The sequence below is a fragment of the Pseudomonas sp. MH9.2 genome (assembly GCF_034353875.1).
Classification (GTDB): Bacteria; Pseudomonadota; Gammaproteobacteria; order Pseudomonadales; family Pseudomonadaceae; genus Aquipseudomonas.
Genome location: NZ_CP133784.1, coordinates 229,910 through 255,649, shown reverse-complemented (window position 1 = coordinate 255,649; position 25,740 = coordinate 229,910). Strand labels below are relative to the sequence as shown.

Genomic DNA, 25,740 nt, shown 5'->3' with positions numbered 1-25,740 from the left:
GAAGGCCTCAGCGTGGTCTACGCAACAAATATGTATCCATGATCCACCCTTTCTCGCGCCTGGCAGCTTCGCGGACGCGGCGAATTTCAGCACTGACGTCCTTGAGTTTTCCTGTGATCAGGATTTCATCCGGGGTGCCCAGATACGCACCCCAGTAGATGTGCAAATCGGTGTCGGTCAGGGTGTCAAACGTGCAATGGGCATCGAGCATCACCACGACGTTATCGATATCCCCCTCCGGGCTCTGCGCCAGTCGCCGGCCGGTGGTGATCTGGATTGGCTCGCCAATGCGGTTCAACGGTATCCGGTGCTGGGCGACCAACGCCTGAACGCTGGTAATGCCCGGAATGACCTGATACTCAAACGACTGCGCGCCGCGCTCCAGTACCCGGTCGAGTATCCGCAAAGTGCTGTCATACAGCGACGGATCGCCCCAGATCAAAAACGCGCCAACCTCCCCCTCAGCCACTTCATCGCCAATCAGTTGCTCGAACAACACCGCGCGCTGCTCATGCCAATACTCGATGCCCGCCTGATAGGACTGAGGATCGTCTTCGCGCTGCGGATCCTGCACCTGCACCACGCGGTAGTCGTCGCGCGTCATGTAGCGCTGGCAAATCTCCTTCCTCAAACGCAATAGATCGTCGTTGGCATAGCCTTTGTCCAGGATGAAAAACACGTTCGTCCGGTTCAGCGCGTTAATGGCCTGAACCGTGATGTGTTCTGGATTACCCGCACCAATGCCGATCAGCAGAATGTTCTTCATGAGCCCACATCCAAAACCACGGTCATCCTCATTTCGTACCCTTTCATACGACCCTTTGTTAAGTCCATGTTACCGCTCAGCCAAATAGTGCACATTAGGACCTGAGCGAATCACCATCGACGACCAGTGCATGACCAAAACAACAAGAATAACCGACCCCTCCTACGAACTGATGGACGACCATAACGGGCTGTCGATCATTTATCGCGAGCATGGTTTTCCCTGTCCTTTGGTGCGCTGGCATTTTCACAAGGAATACGAGCTGCATCTGATCGTCGCCAGTTCGGGCAAGGTGTTCATCGGCGATTACATCGGTAACTTCTACCCTGAAAGCCTGTTTTTGACCGGGCCGAACCTGCCACATAACTGGATCAGTCAGGTCGGCGAAGACGAAGTGGTGGTCAAACGCGACATGCTGGTGAATTTCACCGACGAGTTGTTCGAGAGCGGCAACCAGGTGTTTTCCGAACTCAAGACCCTGACCCCACTGCTGGAGCGCGCACAATACGGAATCGAGTTTCGCTGCAAACGCACGATCCGTCAGGCGATGAAGCTGATGCAAAAAATCGCCGACAGCAGGGGTATCAGCCGGCTGGGGCATTTTTTCATATTGCTGGAGCTTCTGGCCGCGAGTGATGACGTCCAACTGCTCTCTGGCACGACCTCGCCGCAATTGGCCGATGAACACAGCATCGACCGCACCAACCGCGCCGTGGATTACATCTTCGCTCATTACGCGCGCGAGCTGCCTCTTGAAGAGGTCGCCGAGTATCTGGGCATGAAACCGACGTATTTTTCCAGGGTGTTCAAGCAGGCGACTGGCCGTTGCTTCGTCGAGTTCGTCAATCGCCTGCGCGTCAGTAAATCCTGCGAGCTGCTGGCGGATGGCAATAAACCGGTGACCGATGTGTGTTTCGAGTCCGGTTTCAATAATATTTCCAATTTTAATCGGCGTTTTCAGCAGCTCAAAGGCATGACGCCCTCGCACTATCGTCGTTTGGCCGTCCAGCGACTGACCGAACAAAACCTGTACTGATTCACCCCACCTTCGCCCCCTTCAACTACGCTGAAACCGCCCGACGCTATGCCGGAGCGATATTTCAATGCATTTCCGTTTGCGCCATGAGTGCAAAAAAGTATCAGTTTGAGTGCAGTGCAGGATTTGTCATCTCTCCCTCAGACCGTTGTAATCAGTTCACAGTCTTCCTTGCCTCCGGAAGATACAAAAACAATAACTGACCTTCTGCAGCTCTCAGAGCGCAGGAGAGGAGAGATCGATGAAGGCTTCAGTAAAAGCGCTACTCGCCAGCACCTGCCTGGTACTTGGCAGCACGGCCGTCGCCGGTACAGTCACCATTGCCACGGTCAACAACAGCGACATGATTCGCATGCAACGTCTGTCTAAAACCTTCGAACAACAGCACCCTGATATCAAACTCAACTGGGTGGTGCTGGAAGAAAACGTTCTGCGCCAACGCCTGACCACCGACATCGCCACAAAAGGGGGCCAGTTCGATGTGCTGACCATCGGCATGTACGAAGCGTCGTTGTGGGGTCAGAAAGGCTGGCTGGAAGAGATGAAAGACCTGCCTGCCAGCTACGCGCTGGATGACGTTTTTCCATCGGTACGCGATGGCCTGTCGGTTGACGGCAAGCTGTATGCCCTGCCGTTCTATGCCGAAAGTTCGATGACCTACTACCGCACCGATCTGTTCAAGGACGCAGGCCTGACGATGCCTGAACGCCCAACCTGGAGCGAGATCGCCGGCTTCGCCGAAAAACTCACCCACCGAGACAAAGAACAATACGGTATCTGCTTGCGCGGCAAGGCCGGCTGGGGCGAGAACATGGCGCTGATCAGCACCGTTGCCAATGCGTACGGCGCACGCTGGTTCGATGAGCAATGGAAACCTCAGTTCGATCAACCCGAGTGGAAAAACGCACTGAATTTCTACGTCGAAACCATGAAAAAATCCGGGCCGCCTGGCGCATCGAGCAATGGTTTCAACGAAAACCTGGCCCTGTTCAACAGCGGCAACTGTGCGATCTGGGTGGATGCCAGCGTTGCGGGCTCTTTTGTGACCGATAAAACTCAAAGCAAGGTCGTCGACCATGTCGGCTTCACTTACGCGCCGCATGAGGTCACAGACAAAGGCTCTGCCTGGTTGTACTCCTGGGCGCTGGCCATTCCGACCAGCGCAAAAAACCAGACTGACGCCAAAACCTTCAGTACCTGGGCTACTTCCAAGGAGTACGCCGCACTGGTTGCCGAGAAAGATGGCGTGGCCAACGTGCCACCAGGCACTCGCGCCTCGACCTACAACGAGGCGTACATGACGGCTGCACCGTTCGCCAAGATCACCCTCGAATCGTTGAAGGCAGTGACACCCAAGACCCCTACGCTAAAACCGGTGCCTTATGTCGGTATCCAGTTGGTGACCATCCCTGAGTTCCAGGCCATCGGCACGTCGGTCGGCCAGCAATTCTCCGCAGCCCTGGTTGGTACGATGACAGTCGATGCCGCCCTGGTCGCCGCGCAAAACTCCACTGAGCGGGACATGAAACGAGCGGGTTACCCGAAAAAGTAGTCCTCTGACTATCGCTGGTGTCGAGAGGCCCTCTGCCCCTCGACACTGTGTTCACGCTTGCGTCCAGGCTCGGAGTCATCATGAATACCTCAGCCGTTAACCCCCGTCTGGCTACGTCCAGCCAACAACCCAAGGCCAAACGCCGGAGGGTCAAACCCGGCTGGTTTCTGGTCAGCCCTTCCATACTGCTGTTGCTGGTGTGGATGATTGTGCCGCTGGGCATGACGATCTACTTCTCGCTGATTCGCTACAGTCTGCTGAATCCCGGCGAGAACGAATTCGTCGGTCTGGAAAACTTCACCTACTTCATCACTGACAGTGGCTTCATCCCCGGCGCCACCAACACCTTATTGCTGGTGGGCAGTGTGCTGGCGATCAGCGTGATTCTCGGCGTCCTGATTTCAGCCCTGCTGGAAGCCAGCGAATTTTTCGGTCGAGGCATCGTCCGGGTGTTGTTGATTTCGCCGTTCTTCATCATGCCAACGGTCAGCGCGCTGATCTGGAAGAACCTGATTTTCCATCCGGTTTCCGGAATTCTGGCCGCTGTATGGAAATTTTTCGGCGCGCAGCCGGTGGACTGGCTCGCCCACTTCCCGCTGCTGTCGATCATCATCATCGTATCGTGGCAATGGCTGCCCTTCGCCATCCTGATCCTGATGACGGCCATGCAATCGCTTGATCAGGAGCAGAAAGAGGCTGCGCGCCTGGACGGCGCCGGTCCCTTGGCGATTTTCTGGTACCTGACGCTGCCGCATCTGGCCCGGCCCATTGCCGTGGTCATCATGATCGAAACGATTTTCCTGTTGTCGGTGTTCGCCGAGATTTTCACCACCACCAACGGCGGTCCGGGCTATGCCTCGACCAACCTGGCGTACCTGATCTATAACCAGGCCTTGCTGCAGTTCGATGTCGGCATGGCGTCGGCTGGCGGCTTGATTGCCGTGGTGATCGCCAACATTGCCGCAATCATCCTGATTCGGATGATTGGCAAAAACCTCACCGATAAGTCATGAGGGCCTTATCATGATGACGCTCAAACAATCCCGTCGCGTGCAGAGCCTGGTGCTCGGCACCTTGTCATGGGCCATAGCGGCGCTGGTGTTCTTCCCTATCTTCTGGATGGTGCTGACCAGCTTCAAGACCGAAATCGACGCTTTCGCCACGCCACCTCAGTTCATCTTCAGCCCGACGCTGGAGAACTACCTGCACATCGAGGAACGCAGCGGCTATTTCCATTTTGCCTGGAACTCGGTGCTCATCTCCTTCAGCGCCACGGCCCTGTGCCTGCTGATCGCCATACCGGCGGCCTATTCCATGGCTTTCTTCGAGACCAAACGCACAAAAGGCACCTTATTGTGGATGCTCTCGACCAAGATGTTGCCACCGGTGGGCGTGCTGATGCCGATCTACTTGCTGGCCAAAACCTTCGGTCTGCTGGACACCCGATTCGCCCTGATCATTATCTATACCCTGATCAACCTACCCATTGTTGTATGGATGATCTACACCTACTTCAAGGATATCCCGCCGGACATTCTCGAAGCCGCGCGACTGGACGGAGCCACGACCTTGCAAGAGATCTTCCGGGTGCTAGTACCCATCTGCAAAGGTGGCCTGGCGTCCACAGCCCTGCTGTCACTGATCCTGTGCTGGAACGAGGCGTTCTGGTCGCTGAACCTGACTTCGTCCAATGCCGCGCCATTGACAGCCCTGATCGCCTCCTACTCAAGCCCGGAAGGCTTGTTCTGGGCCAAGCTCTCGGCAGTCTCGACCCTGGCCTGCGCGCCGATTCTGATCTTCGGCTGGATCAGCCAAAAACAACTGGTACGCGGCCTGTCTTTTGGCGCCGTCAAATAGTCTTTCTACCTTTCTAGAATAAAAACAGAACAGAACGGAGGTCACCATGGCTAACCTGAGTATCAGAAACCTGCAAAAAGGCTTCGACGGCCACGCCATCATCAAGGGCATCGATCTGGACGTTCGCGACCGTGAATTCGTGGTTTTCGTCGGTCCCTCCGGCTGCGGCAAATCCACGCTATTGCGGCTGATCGCCGGGCTTGAAGAAGTCACTGCCGGTACCATCGAGCTTGATGGGCGAGACATCACCCAGGTCAGCCCGGCCAAGCGCGACCTGGCCATGGTATTTCAGACCTACGCCCTGTATCCGCATATGACCGTGCGCAAGAACATGTCGTTCGCCCTCGATCTGGCCGGTGGCAACAAAGCCGATATCGAGCGCAAAGTCAGCGAAGCGGCGCGCATCCTGCAACTGGAACCGCTGCTGGAGCGTAAACCCAAACAGCTTTCCGGCGGTCAGCGCCAGCGCGTGGCCATCGGCCGGGCAATTGTGCGCAACCCAAAAATATTCCTGTTCGATGAGCCCCTCTCCAACCTCGACGCAGCGTTGCGCGTTCAAACACGCCTGGAGCTGTCACGCCTGCATAAAGAGCTGAAGGCGACAATGATCTACGTGACCCACGATCAGGTCGAGGCCATGACCCTGGCCGACAAGGTCGTGGTCCTCAACGGTGGTAAGGTTGAACAAATCGGCTCGCCGCTGGAGCTGTACCACCATCCAGCCAACCTGTTCGTTGCAGGCTTTCTGGGCACACCGAAAATGGGCTTTCTCAAGGGCACCGTCAGCCGTGCCGACAGCCGTGGCTGCGAAGTCACCCTGGACGCTGGCACCACAATCAACCTGCCATTGGCCGGCGCCAGCGTGAGTGTCGGCAGCGCGGTAACCCTTGGCATACGCCCGGAACACTTGAACATCGCCAGGGAAGGAGACTGCCAGATGCAGGTAATCGCCGACGTCAGCGAGCGCTTGGGCAGCGACACGTATTGTCATGTGCGCACTTCATCAGGTGAAGCCTTGACCCTGCGTATCCGCGGAGATCTGGCCAGCCAGCATGGCGAGAGTCTGAACCTGCACCTGGACAGCACCCACTGCCATTTGTTCGACGCTCAGGGCCTGGTGATCACCAGCGCTTTACAGGCCGCCGCTTAAACATTCGAGACCGCCCTCATGAAACTGAACAAGCAGAACCTTTCACAGCTCCCCGCCACCGTCGCTCGCCCGCTCTACAGCCCGGCCGACACTCGCCAGGGGATCGCCCACATCGGTGTTGGTGGTTTTCACCGCGCACATCAGGCGTTCTACACCGACGCGCTGATGAACCTCGGCGAAGACCTCGACTGGAGTATCTGCGGGATTGGCCTGCGCCCGGAAGATCGCGCAGTACGTGACGCCCTAGCCGAGCAAGACTACCTCTACACGCTCTGTGAACTCGGCGATACCGACGACACTGAAACCCGCATTATCGGTTCCATCAGCAACATGTTACTGGCTGAAGATGGCGTGCAGGCGTTGATCGACAAGTTGGCCAGCCCTGAGATTCGGATCGTTTCACTGACGATCACCGAAGGTGGCTACTGCATCGACGACAGCAACGGCCAATTCATGGCGCACTTGCCGCAGATTCAACATGATCTTGCGTACCCGACTTCGCCGAAGACCGTGTTCGGCCTGCTCTGCGCGGCCCTGGCAACACGCCGCGCGAACGCCCTTCCAGCCTTCACCGTAATGTCTTGCGATAACCTGCCACATAACGGCAGCGTCGCACGCAAGGCGTTGCTGGCTTTCGCTGCCCTGCGCGATGCCGATCTGCACGACTGGATTGCCGCCAACGTCAGCTTCCCCAACGCAATGGTCGACCGCATCACCCCCATGACCACCACCGCTCAGCGACTCCAGTTGCACGATGAATACGGTGTCGATGATGCCTGGCCGGTGGTCTGCGAACCGTTTGTGCAATGGGTGCTGGAGGATAACTTCGTCAGCGGCCGCCCAGCCTGGGAAAAGGTCGGTGTGCAGTTCACCAACAACGTGACGCCCTACGAAGAGATGAAAATCAAGTTGCTCAACGGCAGTCATCTGGCACTGACCTATCTGGGCTTTTTGCAGGGCTATCGCTTCGTCCACGAGACCATGAACGATCCGCTGTACGTGCAATTCGTACGCGCCTACATGGACCTGGATGTCACGCCACAATTGGCTTCGGTGCCCGGGATCGACCTGGAAGGCTACAAGGACACCTTGATCGAGCGCTTCTCCAATCAGGCGATTGCCGATCAGTTGGCACGGGTTTGCTCCGACGGCTCATCGAAGTTTCCCAAGTTCACCGTGCCGACCATCAACCGCCTGATTCTTGATAAAGGCAACCTCGACCGTGCGTCTCTGGTGGTGGCGGCCTGGGCCATATACCTCAAGGGAGTGGATGAAGCCGGCAACACGTATCCCATCGTCGACCCCAGGACAGAATTCTGTCAGGCCTTGGTCGTCGACGATGTCTTGATCACTCAGCGTTTGCTCGAGGTTGTAGAAATCTTTGGCACAGCAATTCCACGGTCCGCCGAGTTCGTCGCCGCGTTCGAACATAACCTCAACAGCTTGCGTGAACTGGGCGTCCGCAAGACCCTGGAAAATCTGCTGGCCAAATCCGTCTGAGGTGAGCATGTTTCTCGGTATTGATTGCGGAACCCAAGGCACCAAGGCCATTGTGCTTGATGCAGTAAGCGGCAACGTGCTTGGCCAAGGCGCCGCGCCGCACCGTCTGATCAGTGCGGCCAATGGTCGGCGCGAGCAGGATGTGCAGCAATGGCTCGCGGCGTTCGAACAGGCCACCCGTGATGCGCTCGCGGAGGCCGGCATCAGCGGCTCACAGATCCAGGCAATCAGTGTTTCCGGGCAGCAACACGGCCTGGTTCTACTGGATCAACAGGGCGAAGTGTTACGCCCGGCCAAACTGTGGTGCGACACCGAATCCACCCCGGAAAACAATCGACTACTGGACTATCTCGGCGGAGAAGCCGGCTCTCTCGCGCGCCTCGGTGTTGCCATTGCACCGGGTTACACGGTCTCAAAGCTGCTGTGGACCCTGGAGCACTATCCTGAGTTTTCCGTACGCATCGACAAGATATTGCTGCCCCATGACTACCTCAACTACTGGCTGACCGGACGTTGTTGCAGCGAATTCGGCGACGCCTCCGGCACTGGTTATTTCAACGTGCGCACCCGTAGTTGGGACGTGGCGCTACTCGAACATATCGACCCCAGTGGCCGCTTGAGCCGTGCCTTGCCTCAGCTGATCGACGCGCAGCAAGCCGTGGGCACGATTCGTCCGCAAATCGCCCAACTACTCGGGCTAAACCCAGACGCTATTGTCGCCAGTGGTGGTGGCGATAACATGATGGGCGCCATCGGCACCGGCAATATCCAACCCGGCTCGATCACCATGAGTCTGGGCTCCTCGGGCACTGTCTACGCCTATGCGGACCAGCCACAGGTCAGCGACCAAGCCTCGGTGGCGACCTTCTGTTCTTCCTCCGGTGGTTGGTTGCCATTGATTTGCACCATGAACCTGACCAATGCCACCAGCGCCATTCGCGAACTGTTTTCCTTGGACATCGACAGCTTCAACCGCGCGATAGCCCAAGCGCCGATCGGTGCCGAAGGGGTGCTGATGCTGCCCTTCCTCAATGGCGAACGTGTACCCGCCCTGCCCCATGCCACCGGCAGTATTCTGGGGCTCAACAGCACCAACCTGAGCCAGGCCAACCTGTGCCGTGCAGTGGTCGAAGGCACCACCTTTGGTTTGCGCTACGGCCTGGACCTGCTGCGCGCCAATGGCATCAAGAGTGAGACGGTCCGCTTGATCGGCGGCGGCGCTAAAAGCGCGATCTGGAGGCAAATCGTCGCGGATGTCATGGACACCCCGGTTATCTGCACCGAACACAGTGAAGCCGCAGCACTCGGCGCGGCCATTCAGGCAGCATGGTGCTGGTCCGCAGAAAACGGACAAAGTCAGAGCTTGCAGGCATTGTGTCAGCGCTGCGTGGGCCTCGACGCGAGCAGCGAAACCCGACCAATCCCCGAGAATGTCATTGCTTATCAGCAGGTCTACGACCGCTATCGTCATTATTTACGGGCACTTTAAGGCCGTGGAGCATCTATGTTTTTAGTCTGTGGCGAAGCGCTGTTCGATTTTTTCAGCCAGCCAGACAACAACGGGCAAAGCAACAAAGTGGGCTTTCAGGCCATTGCCGGTGGCTCGCCATTCAACGTCGCGGTGGGCCTGCGCCGCCTGGGCGTTGATACGGCTTTTTTTGCAGGGATTTCCACCGATTATCTGGGCCGTCGGCTACGCACAGTACTCGACGAGGAAGGTGTGCAACCCGACTATCTGATCGACTTCGACGCCCCCACCACCTTGGCGATGGTTGCCGTGGGCGCCGACGGCTCGCCGCACTACAGCTTTCGCGGTGAAGGGTGCGCGGACCGGCAATTGCAAGTTCAGCACCTACCAGCGCTGGATGAGCGCGTGCGCGGTATTCACATCGGTTCGTTCTCGCTGGTGGTGCAACCCATTGCCGACACGCTGTTGGCGCTGATCGAACGTGAAAGCAACCAGCGTCTGATCACACTTGACCCCAACGTGCGCCTCAATCCTGAACCCGATATCGAGCGCTGGCGAGAACAGATCAGCGCCTTTGCCGAGCATGCCCACATCATCAAGGTCAGCGATGAAGACCTGAACCTGCTTTACCCGGATCGCGACCCACACAGCATTGCCCAGAGCTGGTTGATCAAACGTTGCCAACTGGTCTTCCTCACCCGAGGCAGCAAAGGCGCCAGCGTCTTCACTCGCCAGCATGGAAACTGGTCGGTACCCGCCCATGAAGTCGTCACTGCCGATACCGTGGGCGCAGGCGACACGTTCCAGGCCGCACTGATCACCTTTCTCAGCGAACGGCAACTTGATAGCCCAAGCGGACTGGAACAGCTGTCCAGAGCGCTTATCGACGCAATGCTCAACTTCGCCGTCGCTGCGGCGGCGCTGACCTGCACCAAGGTCGGCCCGGATTTACCTTATCGAGATCAATTAACATGAATGAGCAAGCCCCCAGCGGGATTGTCGACTGCGAAAGCATCGATCAGGTACGCGAAAACATTGATCAGATTGATCGCGACATCGTCGCGCTTTTGGCCAAGCGCGGGACCTATGTAGAACAGGCGGCCCATTTCAAGAAAACCACCGATGACGTAAAAGCCCCGCAAAGGGTCGAGCAGGTCATCGCCAAGGTGGTTTCGCTATCCGTGGAGCTGGGCGCCAACCCGGCAGTGACCGAGCAAGTTTACAGGGCGATGATTAGCGCGTTTATCCATCAGGAACTGATAGCACACGCGGTGATTCAGGAACCGACCTCGCGCTAAGCTCGGGCGGAGGACACAGACAAGCTTGCTCACCGCTGTGCCGGGAGCAGGCTTGCCTGAAGAGAGTGTCTCAGGCAAACCGATTCAACGGGTTAGCCTGCCAACCCTACATACACATTCTGCACATCGTCATGGCCATCGATGGCTTCAAGAAACGCTTCGACTTCCGCCATTTGCTCGTCGCTCAGGCCATCAACGGTGCTTTTTGGGCGATAACCCAACTGTGCGGACTGCACGACAAAGCCGAACTCAGGCAGCGCCTTGCAAACGGCATCCAGATCGGTCAGCTCGGTGAGGAACAGGGTGGCGCCGTCTTCTCCGGGTTCGAAATCCTGAGCACCTGCCTCGATGGCCGCTAACTCGGCATCCGCATCCGGCGTGGCAGGAACAGCCTCGATCAGGCCCTGATGATTGAAGTCCCAGGAAACAGAACCGGCGGCCCCCAGTTGCCCTTTACGGAACAACACGCGGATTTCCGAGACCGTACGGTTGATGTTGTCCGTCAGGCACTCGATGATCACCGGTACATGGTGCGGCGCAAAACCTTCGTAGGTCAGACGCTCGAACGTCACGCCTTCACCCAGCAAGCCAGCACCTTTTTTGATAGCGCGCTCGAGGGTTTCGCGAGGCATCGAGGCCTTTTTCGCCTGCTCGACAACCAGTCGCAGGCGCGGGTTCATGTCAGGATCAGCGCCAGCACGCGCAGCGATCATGATTTCCTTGGACAGCTTGCCAAAAATCCGCCCTTTAGCGTTGGATGCTGCTTCTTTATGCTTGACCTTCCACTGTGCGCCCATGCTTGTTCTCTTGATCCGTGACTGTTTACTGCCCCTCTCTGTCAGCAGGCAGCTGACAGCTGAGGCGGCATAACGCTGAAAAATGAAGGGTATTTTATACGCGATAACGCCAGATGAAACCCCCGCAATCGAGTCATTGATCGAACGAGCTTGATCCTGGACAGGAAAACACGGGCTTGCACCTGTAAGACCGATACTTGAGTTGTAGTCCTTTTCCGAAAAATGGCTTAACGATGACTTTCGTTGCCGGCATTCCGTACCCTCTGCACCCTTGATGCTTTAAGACCGAGGATGCGCGGATGAGCCGAGACAATAGAACCCTGACGACCCTGACCATCGCCCATTGCGAGCTGGCGCTACAGGTCATCAGTTTCAAGGGCCACGAAGCCTTGAATGAACCCTATCGTTTCGACATTGACCTGATCAGCCCAAACCCGCACCTGGACTTCGGCCCACTGCTCTCACGCAGCGCCTATCTGTCCTTCGACGCACTGAACAATAGCGTCGACAACAAAGGTATTCATGGGCTGATCGCTGGCGCCAGCCTGCTCTACGCGGGTACCAGTTTGAGCCATTACCGCGTTCATCTGGCGCCCAGGATGCACGTGCTGCTGCAGCGCAGTCATCGGCGAATTTTTCAGGCATTGAGCGCGCCGCAGATCATCGTTCAACTCCTTGAAGAACATGGCATCGACGGTGACAGCTATCGCTTCGAGCACATGATAGGCCTGTATCCGCCACGGTCGATATGTGTTCAATACGACGAAAACGACCTGCATCTGCTGCAACGCTTGTGCGAAGAGGAAGGCATCCACTACCGCTTCGAACACCGCCATAGCGACCACGTGCTGATTTTTTCCGATGATCCGGGCAGCTTTCCCGAACAGCCAACGCCGATCCGGTTCCATATGAACGACGGCCGCGCTGCGTGCCCGGCGACGATAAGCCATATGGCCAAACGTTTTTCCATTCCACCCAGCTACAGCAGCCAGGGCCCTGCCCCCATCGATCAACCCTTAATAATGCCGGGAGACAACATCAGTTTTGCGCCAGCCAGTGACCCTGCCGTCAATCAGCCTTGCGAGTCCTTTCGCCGTGTCGATCAATCGACCCCTGAAGACGCCCGAATAAGGCAACTGAGCGAGCGCACACTGGAGCGCTTGCGTTGCGAAAGACGCCTGGTACACGGTCAAAGTAATCAACCCACGCTGGTCAGTGGCCAGATTCAGCAGGTGTTTGCTCACCCCGACAACCTGTTCAATGATCAGTGGCTACTGACTGAAGTCCACCATGCGGGCAAACAACTGCAGCTGCTGAACGGCTTCGACCCGCTCGATATCGCTGCGATATTCGATCATGACCCGGCCTCTGACAGGAAATGGTGGGAAGCCACGGATCATCCTCCCGGGGTTATGCCGGGTGCCGGGATCGCGCCCTTCAGTCAAGGCTATCGCAACCACTTTCGGGCTATCCCCTGGACCCAGACTTTTCGGCCGCAGCTCAAACACTGCAAACCGCATATTCCTGGTGGGCAGACGGTCACGTTGGTCGGCGTTGATGAGCACCCTGTTCAGCGCGATGAACACGGCCAGATTCAGGTCAGGTTTCACTGGCATGCCGACATCAGATGTTGGGTGCCACTGGCCAGTCACGGCAAACCGAATGACAGCAACTTGTCTGAATTAACCGGGGGTTCGCACATGCAGGTGCGTTATTTCGACAACGACCCGGATCGGCCAGTAATCTGCGGCCACCCGGCAGAAGCCACCGATACGCAGGTGCAACCAACGCGGATCCGAGTTGACGGTCACCCTCTGGAACCGGTGTCAGAACGCATTCATTTAAGTGCTGGCCAGACACTGCACGCTGATGCCGGCCATACGCTGATGCTTGACACCCATCAAACCCGAATTGTGCTGCAACGTGAGAGTATCCAGGTGACAGGCCCACAAAGCCTCTCCAGGGGTTCGGATCAAGCCCTTGAACGGTTTCAGGACGCGCCGATCCCGGGCACCGCTGTGTGTCGCGAAGACCGGTCGCCCTACGGACAACCTTCACTGCCTGGCCTCGACCTGCGCCTGACCGAGGAGCCAGGCCTGCTTGGGCAACCCTTGGCACATCGAATCTGGTACATCGTGCGCATGGACGCTCCCAGCCTGAAGAATCTGGCACGCCTGGCGCCGCAGCATTTTCTATTCGACGGCAAGACCGATCACCGAGGGTTTCTAGGCCTGGACCAGGAACAACTTCAGCAGTTGGCTGTGGAGTACAGAAAAACCCCACAACGGCTGTGCCTGGTGCACCCCGGCTCCTGCCAGTTGCTGTCGCAGTACTTCCAGCAGAACTGGACATCGCAGCAGCTTCTAGCTTTCAGCAGCCCAAAAGCCACCGCGGAGCCTGCGCCACCCTCGCCAGCATCTGCAGCCGCCGACTTGAGTGCCCTGTTCCAATGGTTGAGCCGGCCTTAGCCGCACAGAGGGCGATTAACGCCCCTCGAACAGAGGCTCACGTTTTTCGATGAATGCCGCCATGCCTTCTTTCTGATCCTGTGTAGCGAAGGCCGCATGGAATACCCTGCGCTCGAAACGGATGCCTTCAGACAGACTGACTTCAAAGGCACGGTTGACGCTTTCCTTGACCATCATCGCAACAGGCAAGGATTTGGCGGCGATTTCAGCGGCCACTTTCAGCGCTTCGTCCAGCAGGTCATCGACCGGCAATACTCGCGCTACCAGCCCCGAGCGCTCGGCTTCCACGGCATCGATCAGACGCCCGCTGAGGCACATTTCCATTGCCTTGGCCTTGCCCACGGCGCGCGTCAGACGTTGAGTACCGCCCATGCCCGGCAGAACGCCCAGCTTAATCTCCGGCTGGCCGAATTTCGCATTATCGCCCGCCAAAATGAAATCGCACATCAGCGCCAGCTCACAGCCGCCGCCTAACGCAAAACCAGCTACGGCCGCGATCATCGGTTTACGTCGACTGGCGACACGGTCGCTGTCCGAAAACAGGTCATCCAGGTAAATCTGCGGGTAGGTCAGCTCAACCATTTCCTTGATATCAGCGCCAGCGGCGAAGGCTTTTTTCGAGCCTGTCAGCACAATACAGCCGATATCGCGATTGGCGTCCAACACGTCCAGCGCCTGGTTCAATTCACTGACCAACTGCGCATTAAGGGCGTTCAACGCCTGCGGACGGTTCAGGGTGATCAATCCGACGCGACCTCGGATTTCCATTAAAATAGTTTCATAACCCATTGATATCTATCCTTAATTTTATAAATGAAAGGAAATGTCACATTACACAAAACACATCAACATTCGAATGCAACTACCTGAAAAATAACACTAAAGACTTCTAGAGATAACCATTCTCTGAATGTCACTGGTGCCTTCATAAATCTGACAGACACGGACGTCGCGGTAAATACGTTCTAGCGGGAAATCACTGAGGTAACCATAGCCACCCAGTGTTTGCAGCGCGCTGGAGCACACTTTTTCGGCCATTTCCGAGGCGAACAACTTGGCCATGGAGGCTTCAACCAGCGCCGGTTTGCCACTGTCACGCAGGGCTGCTGCGTAATGCACCATTTGCCGTGCAACGGCGATTGAAGTCGCCATGTCAGCCAGCCGGAACGCCACGGCCTGGTGTTCGATCAGTGACTTGCCAAAACTTTCACGCTCCTTGGCGTAATCACGCGCGACTTCAAATGCGGCACGAGCCATGCCAACCGATTGCGATGCGATGCCGACGCGCCCGCCCTCAAGGTTCGCCAGCGCGATTTTGTAGCCTTCACCTTCTTCGCCCAGACGCTGTTCGACCGGGACCTTAACGTCTTCAAACAGAATCTGGCAGGTGTCAGAGGCGTGCTGACCGAGCTTGTCCTCGACCCTCGCGACCTTATAACCGGGCGAGTCGGTCGGCACGATAAAGGCGCTGATCCCACGTTTCCCCGCACTGGGGTCGGTCACGGCGAACACGATCACCACCCCCGCGTTTTGCCCGGAGGTGATGAACTGCTTGCAGCCGTTGAGCACGTAATGATCGCCTTCACGCCGGGCGCGGGTGCGCAGGCTGCTGGCGTCGGAACCGGCCTGAGGCTCAGTCAGGGCAAAGGCTCCGAGCATGGCACCGCTGGCCAAAGGCCGAAGAAAGCGCTCTTTCTGCTGATCGTTACCGAATTTGAGAATCGGCACGCAGCCCACCGAATTGTGCACGCTCATGATGGTCGAGCAGGCGCCATCGCCGGCCGCGATCTCTTCCAGAGCCATGGCATAAGCCAGATAGCCCGTATCGCAGCCACCCCATTGTTCGGGCACCAGCATGCCGAAGAAACCCAGCTCAGCCATCTCGCCGATGGCCTGGCGCGGAAACGAATGCTCGCGATCCCATTGCGCGGCGAACGGCCTGAGGCGCTCCTGGGCGAACTGACGGGCCGCGTCGCTGATCTGCTGTTGTTCTTCTGTGGGTAGCATGACTTTTCCTCGTTAACCGTCTCAGTACAGGCATTCGACCGCAATGGCTGTCGCTTCACCGCCGCCGATACACACGGCGGCTACGCCACGGTGCAGGCCTTTTTGGCGCAGGGCCGACAGCAGCGTCACCAGAATCCGCGCCCCCGAGGCGCCAATTGGATGACCCAGGGCGCAGGCGCCACCATGGACGTTCACTTTGCTGTGGGGCAGTTCCAGCGTGCTCATGGTCACCAGCGCGACCACCGCGAACGCTTCATTGACTTCGAACAGGTCCACTTCGTCCAGCGACCAACCGGTCTTGCCCATCAGTTTTTTGATCGCGCCCACTGGCGCGGTCGGGAACAACCCAGGCTCGTCAGCGAACGCTGCATGGCCACGGATCACCGCCAGCGGCTTGAGCCCACGTGCCAGTGCTTCTGATTGACGCATCAGCATCAGCGCCGCAGCACCGTCGGAGATCGAGCTGGAGTTGGCCGCCGTCACCGTGCCGCCTTCGCGGAATGCCGGTTTCAAGGTAGGGATCTTGTCCAGACGGGCCTTGGGCGGTTGCTCATCGTCGCTGATCAGCCGTTGCTCCTTACCCACCGTGACCTGCACCGGGACGATTTCGGCCGCAAAACTGCCGCTGCTGATCGCGTGTTGCGCCCGTTTCAGGGAATTAATGGCAAAGTCGTCCTGCGCTTCGCGGCTAAAACCATTGGTTTCGGCGCAGTCCTCGGCGAAGGTGCCCATTAGCCGGCCCTTGTCGTAGGCATCTTCGAGGCCATCAAGGAACATATGGTCGATCACCCGGCCATGACCCATGCGATAACCGCTACGCGCCCGGTCCAGCAGATACGGTGAGTTGGACATGCTTTCCATACCGCCAGCGACCACGACTTTCGCGCTGCCGGCGAGCAGCAGGTCATGGGCCAGAATCGTCGCCTGCATGCCCGAACCGCACATTTTGTTCAGCGTGGTGCACACCGTCGACGTGCTCAGCCCGGCGCCCAATGCCGCTTGCCGGGCAGGCGCCTGCCCCAGCCCTGCCGAGAGCACACAGCCGAACAGCACTTCTTCCACATCCTGCGGCGCAACAGCGGCGCGTTCGACAGCGGCACGAATGGCTGCAGCGCCCAATTGTGGCGCGGTCAGGCTTTTAAATTCGCCCTGGAAGGCACCCATTGGGGTGCGCACGGCACTGACGATTACAATCGGATCTTGAATGGTCATTACTAACTCCTCAGCTACTTGGCTGCCATACGCAAGGCACCGTCGAGACGGATCACCTCGCCATTGAGCATGCTGTTTTCAATAATATGCCGAACCAGCGCAGCGAACTCTTCGGGCTTGCCCAGACGCGGTGGAAACGGCACACCCGCCGCCAGCGAATCACGCACTTGCGGAGTCATGCCAGCCATCATCGGTGTTTCGAAAATACCGGGGGCGATGGTCATCACGCGGATACCGAAACGCGCCAGTTCGCGGGCGGCAGGCAAGGTCAGGCTGACGATGGCGCCTTTGGACGCCGCATAAGCGGCCTGGCCGATCTGCCCGTCGTAGGCGGCCGCCGACGCAGTATTGATGATGACCCCGCGTTCGCCACCCTCGCCCGCCTCAGTCTCAGCGATGGCCGCCGCCGCCAAGCGCAGCAGATTAAAGCTGCCGATCAAGTTGACGCCGATCACCCGACTGAAACTGTCCAGCCCATGCGGGCCATTCTTGCCGAGGATTTTTTCAGCGCCGACCACGCCGGCGCAATTGACCAGCCCGTGCAGCCCACCAAAGGCTTCCACCGCCGCATGAACGGCCGCTTGTGCAGGGGCTTCCTGGCTGACATCGGCGACTGACCAACGCGCCTGTGCGCCAAGCTTTTCAGCCTGAGCAGCAACGGCCTCTGCATTCATGTCCACCAACATAACCTTCGCACCCGCCGCGACCAGCATCTGCGCGGTGGCTGCACCGAGGCCAGAGGCGCCGCCACTGACCAGAAACACCTTGTCTTGGATCTGCATAAAATTCCTTGAATCACGCGGTATGGGGGGCGGCTTGATCAGCCTGGGCTTTGGCGATTTCCTGATTGCGCAAAATAAAGCGCTGGAGCTTGCCACTCGGGGTTTTAGGCAGCTCGCTGACGAACTCGATTTCCCGTGGATAGGCATGCGCGGCCAGACGCTGGCGTACATACAGGCGAAGCTCTTCGGCCAATTGCGGATCGGCGCGGTAGTGCTGAGTCAGCACAACAAAGGCTTTCACCAGTTCGGTACGCTCCGGATCCGGCTTGCCGATGACCGCCGCCTCCATCACGGCTGGATGCTCAATCAGCGCGCTTTCAACATCGAAAGGTCCCACCCGGTAGCCGGAAGTCGTGATCACATCATCACTGCGGCCGACGAAGCTGATGCTGCCATCATCGTTCAACTCTACGGTGTCGCCGCTCAAGTAGTACTTGCCAACAAAAGCGCTGGTTTTCATGCCCTTGTAACCGTCGAACCAGCACAGCGGCGATTGCTCGCGATCCACAGCGAGAATCCCCGGTTGCCCGGCGGGCAGCTCTTCAGCGTCTTCGCCCAACACCACAATCCGATGCCCCGGCACCGCAAAGCCTGCCGAGCCCATTCTTACCGGGTGTTCCAGGCCGTGATGGTTGCACAGCACCATGCCCAGCTCGGTCTGCCCGTAATGGTCATGAATGGTGACGTCGAGGTTTTCGGCAAACCAGCGGATCACTTCAGGATTGAGCGGTTCCCCGGCGCTGCTCACCACGCGCAATTGGCCCTTGATCGGTTTAGCGAACTCGGCACCGGCGCTGATCAACAGACGAAACGCAGTGGGTGAACCCGCGAGGTTGGTAATCCCGTATTTACGGATGATCTGGCAGGTGCTTTGGACCGTGAACGGACCATCATAGAAGGTCGTCGGATGACCCAACGCCAACGGACCGATGACTGCGTAATAGAGGCCATAAGCCCAGCCTGGGTCGGCCACGTTCCAGAATGCATCTTCCGGGCGCAGGTCGATGGCATCGCGCATGTACCCCTGAAACGCAACAATTGCCCGCAAGGGTACCGCCAGCGGTTTCGCCGGGCCGGTAGTGCCAGAGGTGCACATCAGCAGGAATGGTGCATCCGCGGGCAGAATCACCGGCTCGCACGCCGCAGGATGGCACTCCACTTCGGCCCAGAAACTGAAATCACCCCGTACGATGCCCTCCCCCTTGGCGCCACCCACGGTGACGATCAACGGGCAATTCGGCACGTCCGTCAGTTTGTGACGGTTATCGCCGTCAGTGACCACCAGCGCCGCGCCCGAGCAGTGCAGGCGATGTTCGATGGCTTTGGGACCAAAGGCCGTGAACATCGGCTGATACACGGCACCGACCCGCCAGGTGCCCAACACCACGATCAGCAACTCGACCGTGCGCGGCAATAAGCCGGCGACGGTATCGCCAGGCTTTACGCCCTGGGCCTTGAGGAAGTTGGCGAAACGCCCGGCTTTTTCCTGTAATTCCATGAAGGTATACGTCGCGCTGGCACCCTGGCGACCTTCCCAGAACAACGCGATGCGCCCAGGCAAGGCATGACGATCACAGCACTCAACGCAGGCATTGAGCCCCGTCAACTCGCCCTGGAGCGTGGCATTGCAGGTAGTTTGATAATCAAATGTGTTGGCAGCGTGTGTGTATTCGCGCATTTCATCCTCGGTCTTTTATTCTTGGAACCGTAAGAAAAGTCGCAAGAATAATCACCCCGAGGACGAACGCGGGCAATGGTCAAAGCTATCAAGTTGAGTGACTGGTTTGGCCAATGTGAATCGCTTGACTCAGACGCCTGACACCCGCGCTCACAGCCCCTGCTCACACGCCCAGGATCAAACTCCGATAATGCCCTGGGTTCGAACCTGACCATTTGCGGAACGCCTTGTAGAACGAACTGGTGTCCGCGAAGCCCAGACGCTCGGCGATGTCGGCGAAGCTGACCTCGGCGTCGGCCAGCCAGACAATCGCCAGTTCCTTGCGCACACTGTCTTTAATCGCTTGATAGGTCTGACCCTCTTCAGCCAAGCGCCGACGCAGGGTCGATGCCGACATGCACAATGTTTGGGCCAAGGCCTCGGTTTCCGGCCAGTGCTCGGCGGGCAGCAGGCGCAAGTCGTTTTTGATCCGACTGGCGAAGCTTTCCGGGTCGCGGTATTTCACTAGGATATTGGCCGGGGCGCGGGCCAAAAATCGCTTGAGCTCCTCGGCACTGCGTTTAATCGGCAGGTCCAGGCAGTCAGCTGCGAAAATCATCCGAGTCCTGGGCCGGTCAAAGCGCAGGTTTTCGGAAAACATCACGTTGTAATCTTCACAGAAGTCCGGCTCCGCGCATCGCAGTTCGATGGCCAGTATCGGAATCCGTCGCCCCGCCAGCCAGCAGGCGACGCCGTGGACGATCATCCAGTAAGTGAAATACGTAAACGCCCGCTTCGGTGGCCCGTCGAGCTCATCTAGGACAATTTCCGCAAGGCTCTGCTGACGCACCAATCCCGCCTGCAAGTCCTCCAGCATCAAGGATAGAAAGCTCAAGCCCGATTCAAGCCCCGCTGCCACCGTCAACTGAGCCATGGACGAACGGCACAGGAACTCAAGACTGCCCGACCTCAGACGCCGTGGGTCCATGCCAAAAAACTCATCGTCCAGACGCCGCGCCAGCAAGCGCCACAACCGTGCATACGCCGTCGCCGGTACCCGTGCATTGGCTTGTCCAAGCAACGCGGGTGCAATCCCCACCTTGCTCAACACCTCGGCAGTGGCTGCCCCTGGCGCACAACTCTGCAACAGTGCTTCGCGCACCAGTTGCATAGAGATGGTGTCTTTTTCCGACATGAATGATTGCCTGTCCTTGCGAGCCGTCCCTGGACACTCTGGGGTGTTTACGGCTTTATTGCCGGCCATCTTAGGGGCCGACGCACAAAAAGCCAGCTCAAGGTGTTTCAGGGCTCGGAACCACCAGCGTAAAACGAACCTCTGGCCCCTTACGCGGTCGCACAGTTGAACCCTCAAGCTGCAAAGAACGAGTTCAACGACTTGCTATTGTGCCTTGCTAACTGGAGCGTCACTGATGCCGTCACGCCTGATCCGCGCCCTGCTCACTTCGCTGTTGATTCTGACTATGAGCGCCTGCGCGCTATTCCCTCACCGCGACCCGCTAAACATAAACGTAGTCGGCATTGAACCGCTGCAAGGTCAGGATTTGGAACTGCGCTTTGCGGTCAAACTTCGTCTGCAAAACCCTAACGAAGAGGTGATCAATTACAGCGGTGTCGCCCTGGAGCTAGACATCAACGGCAGACAGCTGGCCTCAGGCGTCAGCGATCAGCAAGGCTCCCTACCCGGCTTCTCCGAGACCGTGCTGGTGGTGCCCGTCAGTGTGTCGGCCTTCGCTGCACTGCGCCAGGCACTGGGGCTGACACAAACCCAGAGCCTGGACAACCTGCCTTACGTGCTCCACGGCAAGCTGGCAGGTGGCCTGTTCGGGACCATGCGCTTCAGCGACAGTGGCACCCTGAGCCTGCCTCAATCGGTCTACGGCAACTGGTGATTACTCATTAATGAAGCGCACGCCAGCCTTGATGCGCGCGAAAGAGCTCGGCTGGTGCGCCAGCGCCTTGCTTGACCCCGCAGTCATCAAGGTCAGGGACGCAATCGCCGAGCTATTTTGAGGCTGCCTCAGCCGATCTCTACTTGGCGGCCGCCATCAAACGGTTTATTTCGCTGCGCACCATGTTGGCGTATTCAGGCGGGGACATGCCGTCGAGTTCCGAACGAACCCATTCGGCCCATTTACCCTTGCGCTTGGATTTTTCACCCACCAGTCGGCCAGCATCGCCTTTGGCCTTGCCCAAGTTGTTTTGCCAGAGATCGAACAGTCTGGATTTTTCATCTTCAAGCGCTGCGCGCTCAGCGACGGGCCGGTTGGCCAGGTTGAAGCTCATACAGATCACCTGTGGCTAAAAATCGACTGTATCTTACACTGCTGTGGGAAGTTTCTGACCCGGTAATGTTTGTCCACTTAGCCGATGAACGCGAAAAAGACTGCAACTTTTCCACCCGCCGGAGACTCCATTGCTCACTGTTGTCATCAATTGAAAGGAAGAAACCATGGCCCGTAAAACCGCCGAGCAAAACACCGCCGAGCAAATCAAGGATCAGGCATTCAGTGAGCTGCAGGCGCTGATAGAAGAATCAGACAAATTGCTCAAGGACAGCGCAACGCTGGTAGGCGACGACGCTGAAACACTGCGTGCACAGCTGAGCCTGAAGCTGAAACAAGCCCTGCATTCAGTCTCCAACGTGCGTGAACGCACCAAACCCGTGGTCGACGCCACCGAACACTACATCGGTGGTCACCCATGGCAGACCGTCGCCCTCTCTGCCGGGCTGGGCCTGGTAGTGGGCTTACTGCTTGGGCGTCGCTCTTGATCTGAAACCAGGTACAAAGCCCGCTTGATGGGAGACTCTGCCCCGTCGTCCTACGCAGCGCGATCGCGTTGCGTAGAGGGCAGCACCCATTTGCATTAAGCCGGGTGCTGAGGGACCAGCGTCTGCAGCTGTCTGGCAAAGCCATCCGCTGTGAACGGAAGGGTTTCCGATTCCTTCACGCCGATGCGTTTGTTCATCATCCACTGTTCCGCAGGCGGGGTGAGGGTCAGGGAAATCTGTTCCTGAGCATGCACACTGAGGCCGCTCGCGGCAATCGAGACCTGGCCTTTGGGGCCCATGGCATCGGGTACAAATACCACCTGACGGGACGCAAATGACAGCGTCATACGTTGCGTGCGGAATGGCGAATTCTCATCCGGATAACCCTTGCTTTGCGCAAGGTGCGGCTCGTATTCGAACACCATCTGCCCGCTGTTTTTGAGGGGGGCCATCCAGCCTTCAATCTGTTCGTACAGCTTGAGAATGCTCGATTCCCAATGTGCCAGATCAGCGTGGAACTGCTGATGCTTGTGTTCTTCATTGCGTTGATTGGCGCTCAACAACTCGCCTAACCGCTGTACTTCGTCCATAAAACCCCTCCATTATTTATTAGTACATCGAACCGAGGGTGATAACACACCCCCGTGCAGGGTGTCGCGCTGCACCTGCTGCCGTCCACAGGCTCACTGCGGATGGTCAACCACTGAAGCCGCGTAGCTCATCTTCATTGCCAGTTGGGCGCGTTTTTCTTCGGCTTCCGCTCTTGAGTTAAACGGCCCCAGCAGTACTCGCTCCTTGCCGTCCCGGACCGCGACAAAAGAAGGAAACCCGTGCTCGATGAGCCTGTCTGTCAGGTCGCTGACCGCTTTGGGTTCTGCCACCAGAACATCCCACTGTGGCACGGCGACCTGCGCGACGGCAGGTGCCTGCACCTTGGCTGGCTTATCCGGCTCGCCTGCACCGCATCCCGCCAACATCAAAACCGCAACCATTATGGACAATCTGCGCACAGCCATTCCCCCGCGTGTGAAGTACCGGGAAGTTTAACACTGCCGGGCGCGGAGCTGCCGGAGGCTTAACACCGTCAAACCAGGAGCTTCAACAACGCCTTTGCCGCAGCACTTGAAGACGCCGGGTTTTGGCCGGTCACCAACAAGCCGTCGGTGATCGCCAGAACTTGCCAGTCCGGGACTTTTTCATAATGACCACCGAGGCGCTTGAGTTCATCTTCTACCAGGAACGGCACGACGTGGGCAAGACCGACAGCCGCCTCCTCGCTGTTGCTGAACCCTGCTACGCGCTTGCCTTTGACAATCGACTCGCCATTGACCTTCGCGTGGCGAAGTACACCCGGCGCGTGACAGACCGAACCAACTGGCTTACCGGCACTGTAGAACGCCTCGATCAAGGCGATGGACTTCGGATCTTCGGCAAGGTCCCACAAGGGGCCATGACCACCCGGATAGAAGATTGCGTCAAAACCGCTGGCCTGCACATCGGCCAGCTTGACTGTGCTGGCCAGTACCTGCTGCGCAGCCGAATCTTTTTTGAAGCGCTCAGTCGTTTCGGTCTGACCGTCCGGGGCGTCACTTTTCGGGTCCAGAGGGGGCCGACCGCCTTTGGGGGACGCCACTGTGACCGTTGCACCTGCATCTAAAAAAACGTAGTACGGCGCAACAAACTCCTCAAGCCAGAAACCGGTTTTTTCGCCCGTATCGCCGAGTTTGTCATGGGACGTAAGCACCATCAGAATCTTCATATCGAGTGTCTCCTGCCAGTTTTCAATCAGTGTAGGTGGGAGTACAGGCATGCCCCTTAGGTTCCGGGGCATTTCACAGTGCACACTTTAATCCGATTAGAGACGAAAAAACCGCAGCCTTTTCCGGACTGCGGTTTTTTGAGTGGCGCTTGATCAGAGAGCGTTTAGCGAATGAATATCTGCGCAGTGGTAATTGCCATGTCTCCCCCGGGCAATTTGATTTTCCCCAAGGGTTTCAGGCTGTCGGCATCGAAGATCGCCACATCATTGAAGGTGCCGGCCAGGTAGATCTTGCTGCCCGCCTTGTTGAAGGAAATGCAGTAGTAGGAGTGATCCAGACTGGCTGCTGTGACCAGCTTTTTCTGCTTGATGTCGTACTTGGCCAACCGGTTGAGCACGCCGTACATCAGGTTCGGATCTTTGGGCGAGCGCATGCCGCTGAAGTAGATCTCGGTCAAAGGGCCAAAGTCCGTGGTTTCAGTCTTGCCGGTTTTCAGGTCAACGCTGAACAAGCCATAAAGCAGGTCGGCCGTGGCCGGGTCCTCTTTTTTGTCCTTGAACCTGGCAGTGGTGTAGAGCAGCGCAAAATCATGCCTGTAGGTCTGCTGGTTCCACACATACAACACGTCTGGCGGGCTGTACAACGGACGCGTCCAGTGCCGACTGGGGATCAACACGTCGAACTTGCCGGTTTTCACGTTGACCTTGTAGACATCCGCACCGGCCACATACAAAGTGCCGTCATCGCCACTCTGCATGATGGTCAGCTGGCGCGGGGCTGGAAAACTGCGTACCGGCTTAGCGTCCATGCCGGCATCGGTGGCGTAGATGTCCAGGCGCGGCTGCTGCACTTCATAGCGGTCTTTGAGCATCAATGTCGGGTTGGCAACGGTGTAAAGCTCCCTGCCATCGTGACTGACCGTGAACGCGAACATCGACCGCGCTTTCTCACCCGATTTCTGGGTGATGCTGGCATGAAAGACTTGCTTGCAGCTGTCCAGTTCAACGCCATAGACATCGGCATAGTGGTTATTCAGCACGTAGGCAATCTTGTGGTCCGGCGATAACTGAACGGTGCCCGGACCAAAGGCATCCGGCAACGTGCAGGTCTTGTACAGGGTGTCGGTCTGCAGGTCGATGACGTGCAGGTTGTTCGGGTAATTGGTCGTGACCATGTACTCATGGCCGGGATCGAGTGTCGGGTTCGTATCGGCAAGGGCCGATAATGAACAGGTGCCAAGGATGGCGAAAGCGGCAAGGCCGCAGGTGCCTGAGCGAAGCATGCTGATATCCCTCATGTTCATCTGTCCGATTTTTTATTTGTCGTCCGGGAACACTGTTCCAAGATTGCGCCAGCTGTCGTTGGAGGCTTGCGCATCCTTGTTCCAGTCGGGATAGGTACTCATCATGTCGGGCACCTGGGCAGGCCACCAACATGGATCGGAACAGCCATAGAGGTCTGCTTCCATGGGTTGGCAGAGCGACGACACCCCCCCAAATGCGTCGATTTCCCAGCCTGGGTCAGTGGTCGAGGCACAACCGGCGACCGAACTCATGGCCACCACTTCTTCGATGCGGTTCTCTGCCGCAGCCTGTTCAAGCTTCAGGGCTTTATTGTTGATTGCTTTGAGATGTTTCAT

The 25,740-nt window shown here is 57.8% G+C and carries 26 protein-coding genes; 12 read left to right on the top strand and 14 right to left on the bottom strand.

Translation table 11 applies throughout. The features are described from left to right. Positions 1-7 precede the first annotated feature (7 nt). Entirely contained in the window at positions 8-766 is a 759-nt protein-coding gene (cobF, locus tag RHM55_RS01220; protein WP_322179135.1) for a precorrin-6A synthase (deacetylating), read from the bottom strand. Positions 767-896: 130 nt separating this feature from the next. Between cobF and RHM55_RS01215 the strand changes: the two genes are divergently transcribed. The 9 genes from RHM55_RS01215 to RHM55_RS01175 all read left to right on the top strand — a co-directional run bounded on the left by RHM55_RS01215 (position 897) and on the right by RHM55_RS01175 (position 10,627). Next, positions 897-1,802 (top strand): AraC family transcriptional regulator, encoded by a 906-nt coding sequence (locus RHM55_RS01215; RefSeq protein ID WP_322179134.1) that lies wholly within the window; start codon positions 897-899, stop codon positions 1,800-1,802. A 241-nt stretch (positions 1,803-2,043) separates the two neighbouring features. Beyond that, positions 2,044-3,354 (top strand): sugar ABC transporter substrate-binding protein, encoded by a 1,311-nt coding sequence (locus tag RHM55_RS01210; RefSeq protein WP_322179133.1) that lies wholly within the window; start codon positions 2,044-2,046, stop codon positions 3,352-3,354. An 80-nt stretch (positions 3,355-3,434) separates the two neighbouring features. Next, a complete protein-coding gene (locus RHM55_RS01205) occupies positions 3,435-4,367 on the top strand; it encodes a sugar ABC transporter permease (protein ID WP_322179132.1) in 933 nt (310 codons plus the stop codon). 10 nt (positions 4,368-4,377) lie between these two features. Next, positions 4,378-5,211: a carbohydrate ABC transporter permease gene (locus RHM55_RS01200; RefSeq protein WP_322179131.1), complete on the top strand. Its 834-nt coding sequence runs from the start codon at positions 4,378-4,380 to the stop codon at positions 5,209-5,211. Positions 5,212-5,257: 46 nt separating this feature from the next. Beyond that, positions 5,258-6,361, top strand: coding sequence for a sn-glycerol-3-phosphate ABC transporter ATP-binding protein UgpC (locus RHM55_RS01195; protein WP_322179130.1), 1,104 nt, complete (start codon positions 5,258-5,260; stop codon positions 6,359-6,361). Positions 6,362-6,379: 18 nt separating this feature from the next. Then, complete coding sequence (locus RHM55_RS01190) at positions 6,380-7,861, top strand: mannitol dehydrogenase family protein (protein WP_322179129.1); 1,482 nt, start codon at positions 6,380-6,382, stop codon at positions 7,859-7,861. A 7-nt stretch (positions 7,862-7,868) separates the two neighbouring features. Next, positions 7,869-9,350, top strand: coding sequence for a xylulokinase (gene xylB / locus RHM55_RS01185; RefSeq protein ID WP_322179128.1), 1,482 nt, complete (start codon positions 7,869-7,871; stop codon positions 9,348-9,350). Positions 9,351-9,365: 15 nt separating this feature from the next. Continuing rightward, positions 9,366-10,304: a carbohydrate kinase gene (locus tag RHM55_RS01180; protein WP_322179127.1), complete on the top strand. Its 939-nt coding sequence runs from the start codon at positions 9,366-9,368 to the stop codon at positions 10,302-10,304. Then, positions 10,301-10,627, top strand: coding sequence for a chorismate mutase (locus RHM55_RS01175; protein WP_322179126.1), 327 nt, complete (start codon positions 10,301-10,303; stop codon positions 10,625-10,627). The genes RHM55_RS01180 and RHM55_RS01175 overlap by 4 nt, the downstream gene beginning before the upstream one ends. Positions 10,628-10,719: 92 nt before the next feature. Here the strand turns inward: RHM55_RS01175 and RHM55_RS01170 are convergent, their stop codons facing one another. After that, entirely contained in the window at positions 10,720-11,424 is a 705-nt protein-coding gene (locus RHM55_RS01170) for a YebC/PmpR family DNA-binding transcriptional regulator (RefSeq protein WP_322179125.1), read from the bottom strand. A 299-nt stretch (positions 11,425-11,723) separates the two neighbouring features. Between RHM55_RS01170 and RHM55_RS01165 the strand changes: the two genes are divergently transcribed. Next, on the top strand, positions 11,724-13,892 hold the full coding sequence (locus tag RHM55_RS01165; protein WP_322179124.1) for a type VI secretion system Vgr family protein: 2,169 nt from the start codon (positions 11,724-11,726) through the stop codon (positions 13,890-13,892). Between the two features lie 15 nt (positions 13,893-13,907). Here RHM55_RS01165 and RHM55_RS01160 read toward each other — a convergent pair whose 3' ends face one another. From RHM55_RS01160 to RHM55_RS01135, 6 genes are all read right to left on the bottom strand, one after another. Further along, positions 13,908-14,681 (bottom strand): enoyl-CoA hydratase, encoded by a 774-nt coding sequence (locus RHM55_RS01160; RefSeq protein WP_322179123.1) that lies wholly within the window; start codon positions 14,679-14,681, stop codon positions 13,908-13,910. A gap of 90 nt (positions 14,682-14,771) precedes the next feature. Beyond that, the gene (locus tag RHM55_RS01155) at positions 14,772-15,899 is read right to left on the bottom strand and encodes an acyl-CoA dehydrogenase (RefSeq protein ID WP_322179122.1); all 1,128 of its coding nucleotides are present in this window, start codon (positions 15,897-15,899) and stop codon (positions 14,772-14,774) included. Between the two features lie 21 nt (positions 15,900-15,920). After that, positions 15,921-17,111, bottom strand: coding sequence for an acetyl-CoA C-acyltransferase (locus RHM55_RS01150; RefSeq protein WP_322179121.1), 1,191 nt, complete (start codon positions 17,109-17,111; stop codon positions 15,921-15,923). A 14-nt stretch (positions 17,112-17,125) separates the two neighbouring features. After that, positions 17,126-17,893 (bottom strand): SDR family NAD(P)-dependent oxidoreductase, encoded by a 768-nt coding sequence (locus RHM55_RS01145; RefSeq protein ID WP_322179120.1) that lies wholly within the window; start codon positions 17,891-17,893, stop codon positions 17,126-17,128. A 13-nt stretch (positions 17,894-17,906) separates the two neighbouring features. Next, complete coding sequence (locus tag RHM55_RS01140) at positions 17,907-19,571, bottom strand: AMP-binding protein (RefSeq protein ID WP_322179119.1); 1,665 nt, start codon at positions 19,569-19,571, stop codon at positions 17,907-17,909. 163 nt (positions 19,572-19,734) lie between these two features. After that, the gene (locus RHM55_RS01135) at positions 19,735-20,745 is read right to left on the bottom strand and encodes an AraC family transcriptional regulator (protein ID WP_322179118.1); all 1,011 of its coding nucleotides are present in this window, start codon (positions 20,743-20,745) and stop codon (positions 19,735-19,737) included. A 235-nt stretch (positions 20,746-20,980) separates the two neighbouring features. Here RHM55_RS01135 and RHM55_RS01130 point away from each other — a divergent pair, with 235 nt between their 5' ends. Beyond that, the gene (locus RHM55_RS01130; RefSeq protein WP_322179117.1) at positions 20,981-21,460 is read left to right on the top strand and encodes an LEA type 2 family protein; all 480 of its coding nucleotides are present in this window, start codon (positions 20,981-20,983) and stop codon (positions 21,458-21,460) included. Positions 21,461-21,599: 139 nt separating this feature from the next. Here the strand turns inward: RHM55_RS01130 and RHM55_RS01125 are convergent, their stop codons facing one another. Beyond that, positions 21,600-21,854, bottom strand: coding sequence for a hypothetical protein (locus RHM55_RS01125; protein ID WP_219059824.1), 255 nt, complete (start codon positions 21,852-21,854; stop codon positions 21,600-21,602). A 166-nt stretch (positions 21,855-22,020) separates the two neighbouring features. On the opposite strand from RHM55_RS01125, the gene RHM55_RS01120 reads away from it, so the two are divergent. Next, complete coding sequence (locus RHM55_RS01120; protein ID WP_322179116.1) at positions 22,021-22,341, top strand: DUF883 family protein; 321 nt, start codon at positions 22,021-22,023, stop codon at positions 22,339-22,341. Between the two features lie 95 nt (positions 22,342-22,436). Here the strand turns inward: RHM55_RS01120 and RHM55_RS01115 are convergent, their stop codons facing one another. From RHM55_RS01115 to qhpC, 5 genes are all read right to left on the bottom strand, one after another. After that, entirely contained in the window at positions 22,437-22,931 is a 495-nt protein-coding gene (locus RHM55_RS01115; protein WP_322179115.1) for a hypothetical protein, read from the bottom strand. 93 nt (positions 22,932-23,024) lie between these two features. Further along, positions 23,025-23,351: an SPOR domain-containing protein gene (locus RHM55_RS01110; RefSeq protein ID WP_407074639.1), complete on the bottom strand. Its 327-nt coding sequence runs from the start codon at positions 23,349-23,351 to the stop codon at positions 23,025-23,027. 74 nt (positions 23,352-23,425) lie between these two features. Continuing rightward, positions 23,426-24,100 (bottom strand): type 1 glutamine amidotransferase domain-containing protein, encoded by a 675-nt coding sequence (locus RHM55_RS01105; RefSeq protein ID WP_322179113.1) that lies wholly within the window; start codon positions 24,098-24,100, stop codon positions 23,426-23,428. 164 nt (positions 24,101-24,264) lie between these two features. Then, positions 24,265-25,383 carry a quinohemoprotein amine dehydrogenase subunit beta gene (gene peaD / locus RHM55_RS01100; protein WP_322179112.1) on the bottom strand — a complete coding sequence of 373 codons (1,119 nt, stop codon included), beginning with the start codon at positions 25,381-25,383 and terminating at the stop codon, positions 24,265-24,267. Between the two features lie 33 nt (positions 25,384-25,416). After that, positions 25,417-25,740, bottom strand: a complete 324-nt coding sequence (gene qhpC / locus RHM55_RS01095; RefSeq protein WP_219059831.1) for a quinohemoprotein amine dehydrogenase subunit gamma — start codon at positions 25,738-25,740, stop codon at positions 25,417-25,419.

What these genes read in the sequence shown, in the direction of transcription:
- RHM55_RS01165 (WP_322179124.1), top strand. Translation starts at nt 11,724, where the DNA reads ATGAGCCGAGACAATAGAACCCTGACGACCCTGACCATCGCCCATTGC.
- RHM55_RS01155 (WP_322179122.1), bottom strand. Translation starts at nt 15,899, where the DNA reads ATGCTACCCACAGAAGAACAACAGCAGATCAGCGACGCGGCCCGTCAG.
- RHM55_RS01140 (WP_322179119.1), bottom strand. Translation starts at nt 19,571, where the DNA reads ATGCGCGAATACACACACGCTGCCAACACATTTGATTATCAAACTACC.
- RHM55_RS01180 (WP_322179127.1), top strand. Translation starts at nt 9,366, where the DNA reads ATGTTTTTAGTCTGTGGCGAAGCGCTGTTCGATTTTTTCAGCCAGCCA.
- RHM55_RS01210 (WP_322179133.1), top strand. Translation starts at nt 2,044, where the DNA reads ATGAAGGCTTCAGTAAAAGCGCTACTCGCCAGCACCTGCCTGGTACTT.
- qhpC (WP_219059831.1), bottom strand. Translation starts at nt 25,740, where the DNA reads ATGAAACATCTCAAAGCAATCAACAATAAAGCCCTGAAGCTTGAACAG.
- RHM55_RS01195 (WP_322179130.1), top strand. Translation starts at nt 5,258, where the DNA reads ATGGCTAACCTGAGTATCAGAAACCTGCAAAAAGGCTTCGACGGCCAC.
- RHM55_RS01150 (WP_322179121.1), bottom strand. Translation starts at nt 17,111, where the DNA reads ATGACCATTCAAGATCCGATTGTAATCGTCAGTGCCGTGCGCACCCCA.
- RHM55_RS01170 (WP_322179125.1), bottom strand. Translation starts at nt 11,424, where the DNA reads ATGGGCGCACAGTGGAAGGTCAAGCATAAAGAAGCAGCATCCAACGCT.
- RHM55_RS01175 (WP_322179126.1), top strand. Translation starts at nt 10,301, where the DNA reads ATGAATGAGCAAGCCCCCAGCGGGATTGTCGACTGCGAAAGCATCGAT.
- RHM55_RS01135 (WP_322179118.1), bottom strand. Translation starts at nt 20,745, where the DNA reads ATGTCGGAAAAAGACACCATCTCTATGCAACTGGTGCGCGAAGCACTG.
- peaD (WP_322179112.1), bottom strand. Translation starts at nt 25,383, where the DNA reads ATGCTTCGCTCAGGCACCTGCGGCCTTGCCGCTTTCGCCATCCTTGGC.
- RHM55_RS01160 (WP_322179123.1), bottom strand. Translation starts at nt 14,681, where the DNA reads ATGGGTTATGAAACTATTTTAATGGAAATCCGAGGTCGCGTCGGATTG.
- xylB (WP_322179128.1), top strand. Translation starts at nt 7,869, where the DNA reads ATGTTTCTCGGTATTGATTGCGGAACCCAAGGCACCAAGGCCATTGTG.
- RHM55_RS01215 (WP_322179134.1), top strand. Translation starts at nt 897, where the DNA reads ATGACCAAAACAACAAGAATAACCGACCCCTCCTACGAACTGATGGAC.
- RHM55_RS01130 (WP_322179117.1), top strand. Translation starts at nt 20,981, where the DNA reads ATGCCGTCACGCCTGATCCGCGCCCTGCTCACTTCGCTGTTGATTCTG.
- RHM55_RS01190 (WP_322179129.1), top strand. Translation starts at nt 6,380, where the DNA reads ATGAAACTGAACAAGCAGAACCTTTCACAGCTCCCCGCCACCGTCGCT.
- RHM55_RS01115 (WP_322179115.1), bottom strand. Translation starts at nt 22,931, where the DNA reads ATGGACGAAGTACAGCGGTTAGGCGAGTTGTTGAGCGCCAATCAACGC.
- RHM55_RS01205 (WP_322179132.1), top strand. Translation starts at nt 3,435, where the DNA reads ATGAATACCTCAGCCGTTAACCCCCGTCTGGCTACGTCCAGCCAACAA.
- RHM55_RS01145 (WP_322179120.1), bottom strand. Translation starts at nt 17,893, where the DNA reads ATGCAGATCCAAGACAAGGTGTTTCTGGTCAGTGGCGGCGCCTCTGGC.
- RHM55_RS01105 (WP_322179113.1), bottom strand. Translation starts at nt 24,100, where the DNA reads ATGAAGATTCTGATGGTGCTTACGTCCCATGACAAACTCGGCGATACG.
- cobF (WP_322179135.1), bottom strand. Translation starts at nt 766, where the DNA reads ATGAAGAACATTCTGCTGATCGGCATTGGTGCGGGTAATCCAGAACAC.
- RHM55_RS01125 (WP_219059824.1), bottom strand. Translation starts at nt 21,854, where the DNA reads ATGAGCTTCAACCTGGCCAACCGGCCCGTCGCTGAGCGCGCAGCGCTT.
- RHM55_RS01200 (WP_322179131.1), top strand. Translation starts at nt 4,378, where the DNA reads ATGATGACGCTCAAACAATCCCGTCGCGTGCAGAGCCTGGTGCTCGGC.
- RHM55_RS01120 (WP_322179116.1), top strand. Translation starts at nt 22,021, where the DNA reads ATGGCCCGTAAAACCGCCGAGCAAAACACCGCCGAGCAAATCAAGGAT.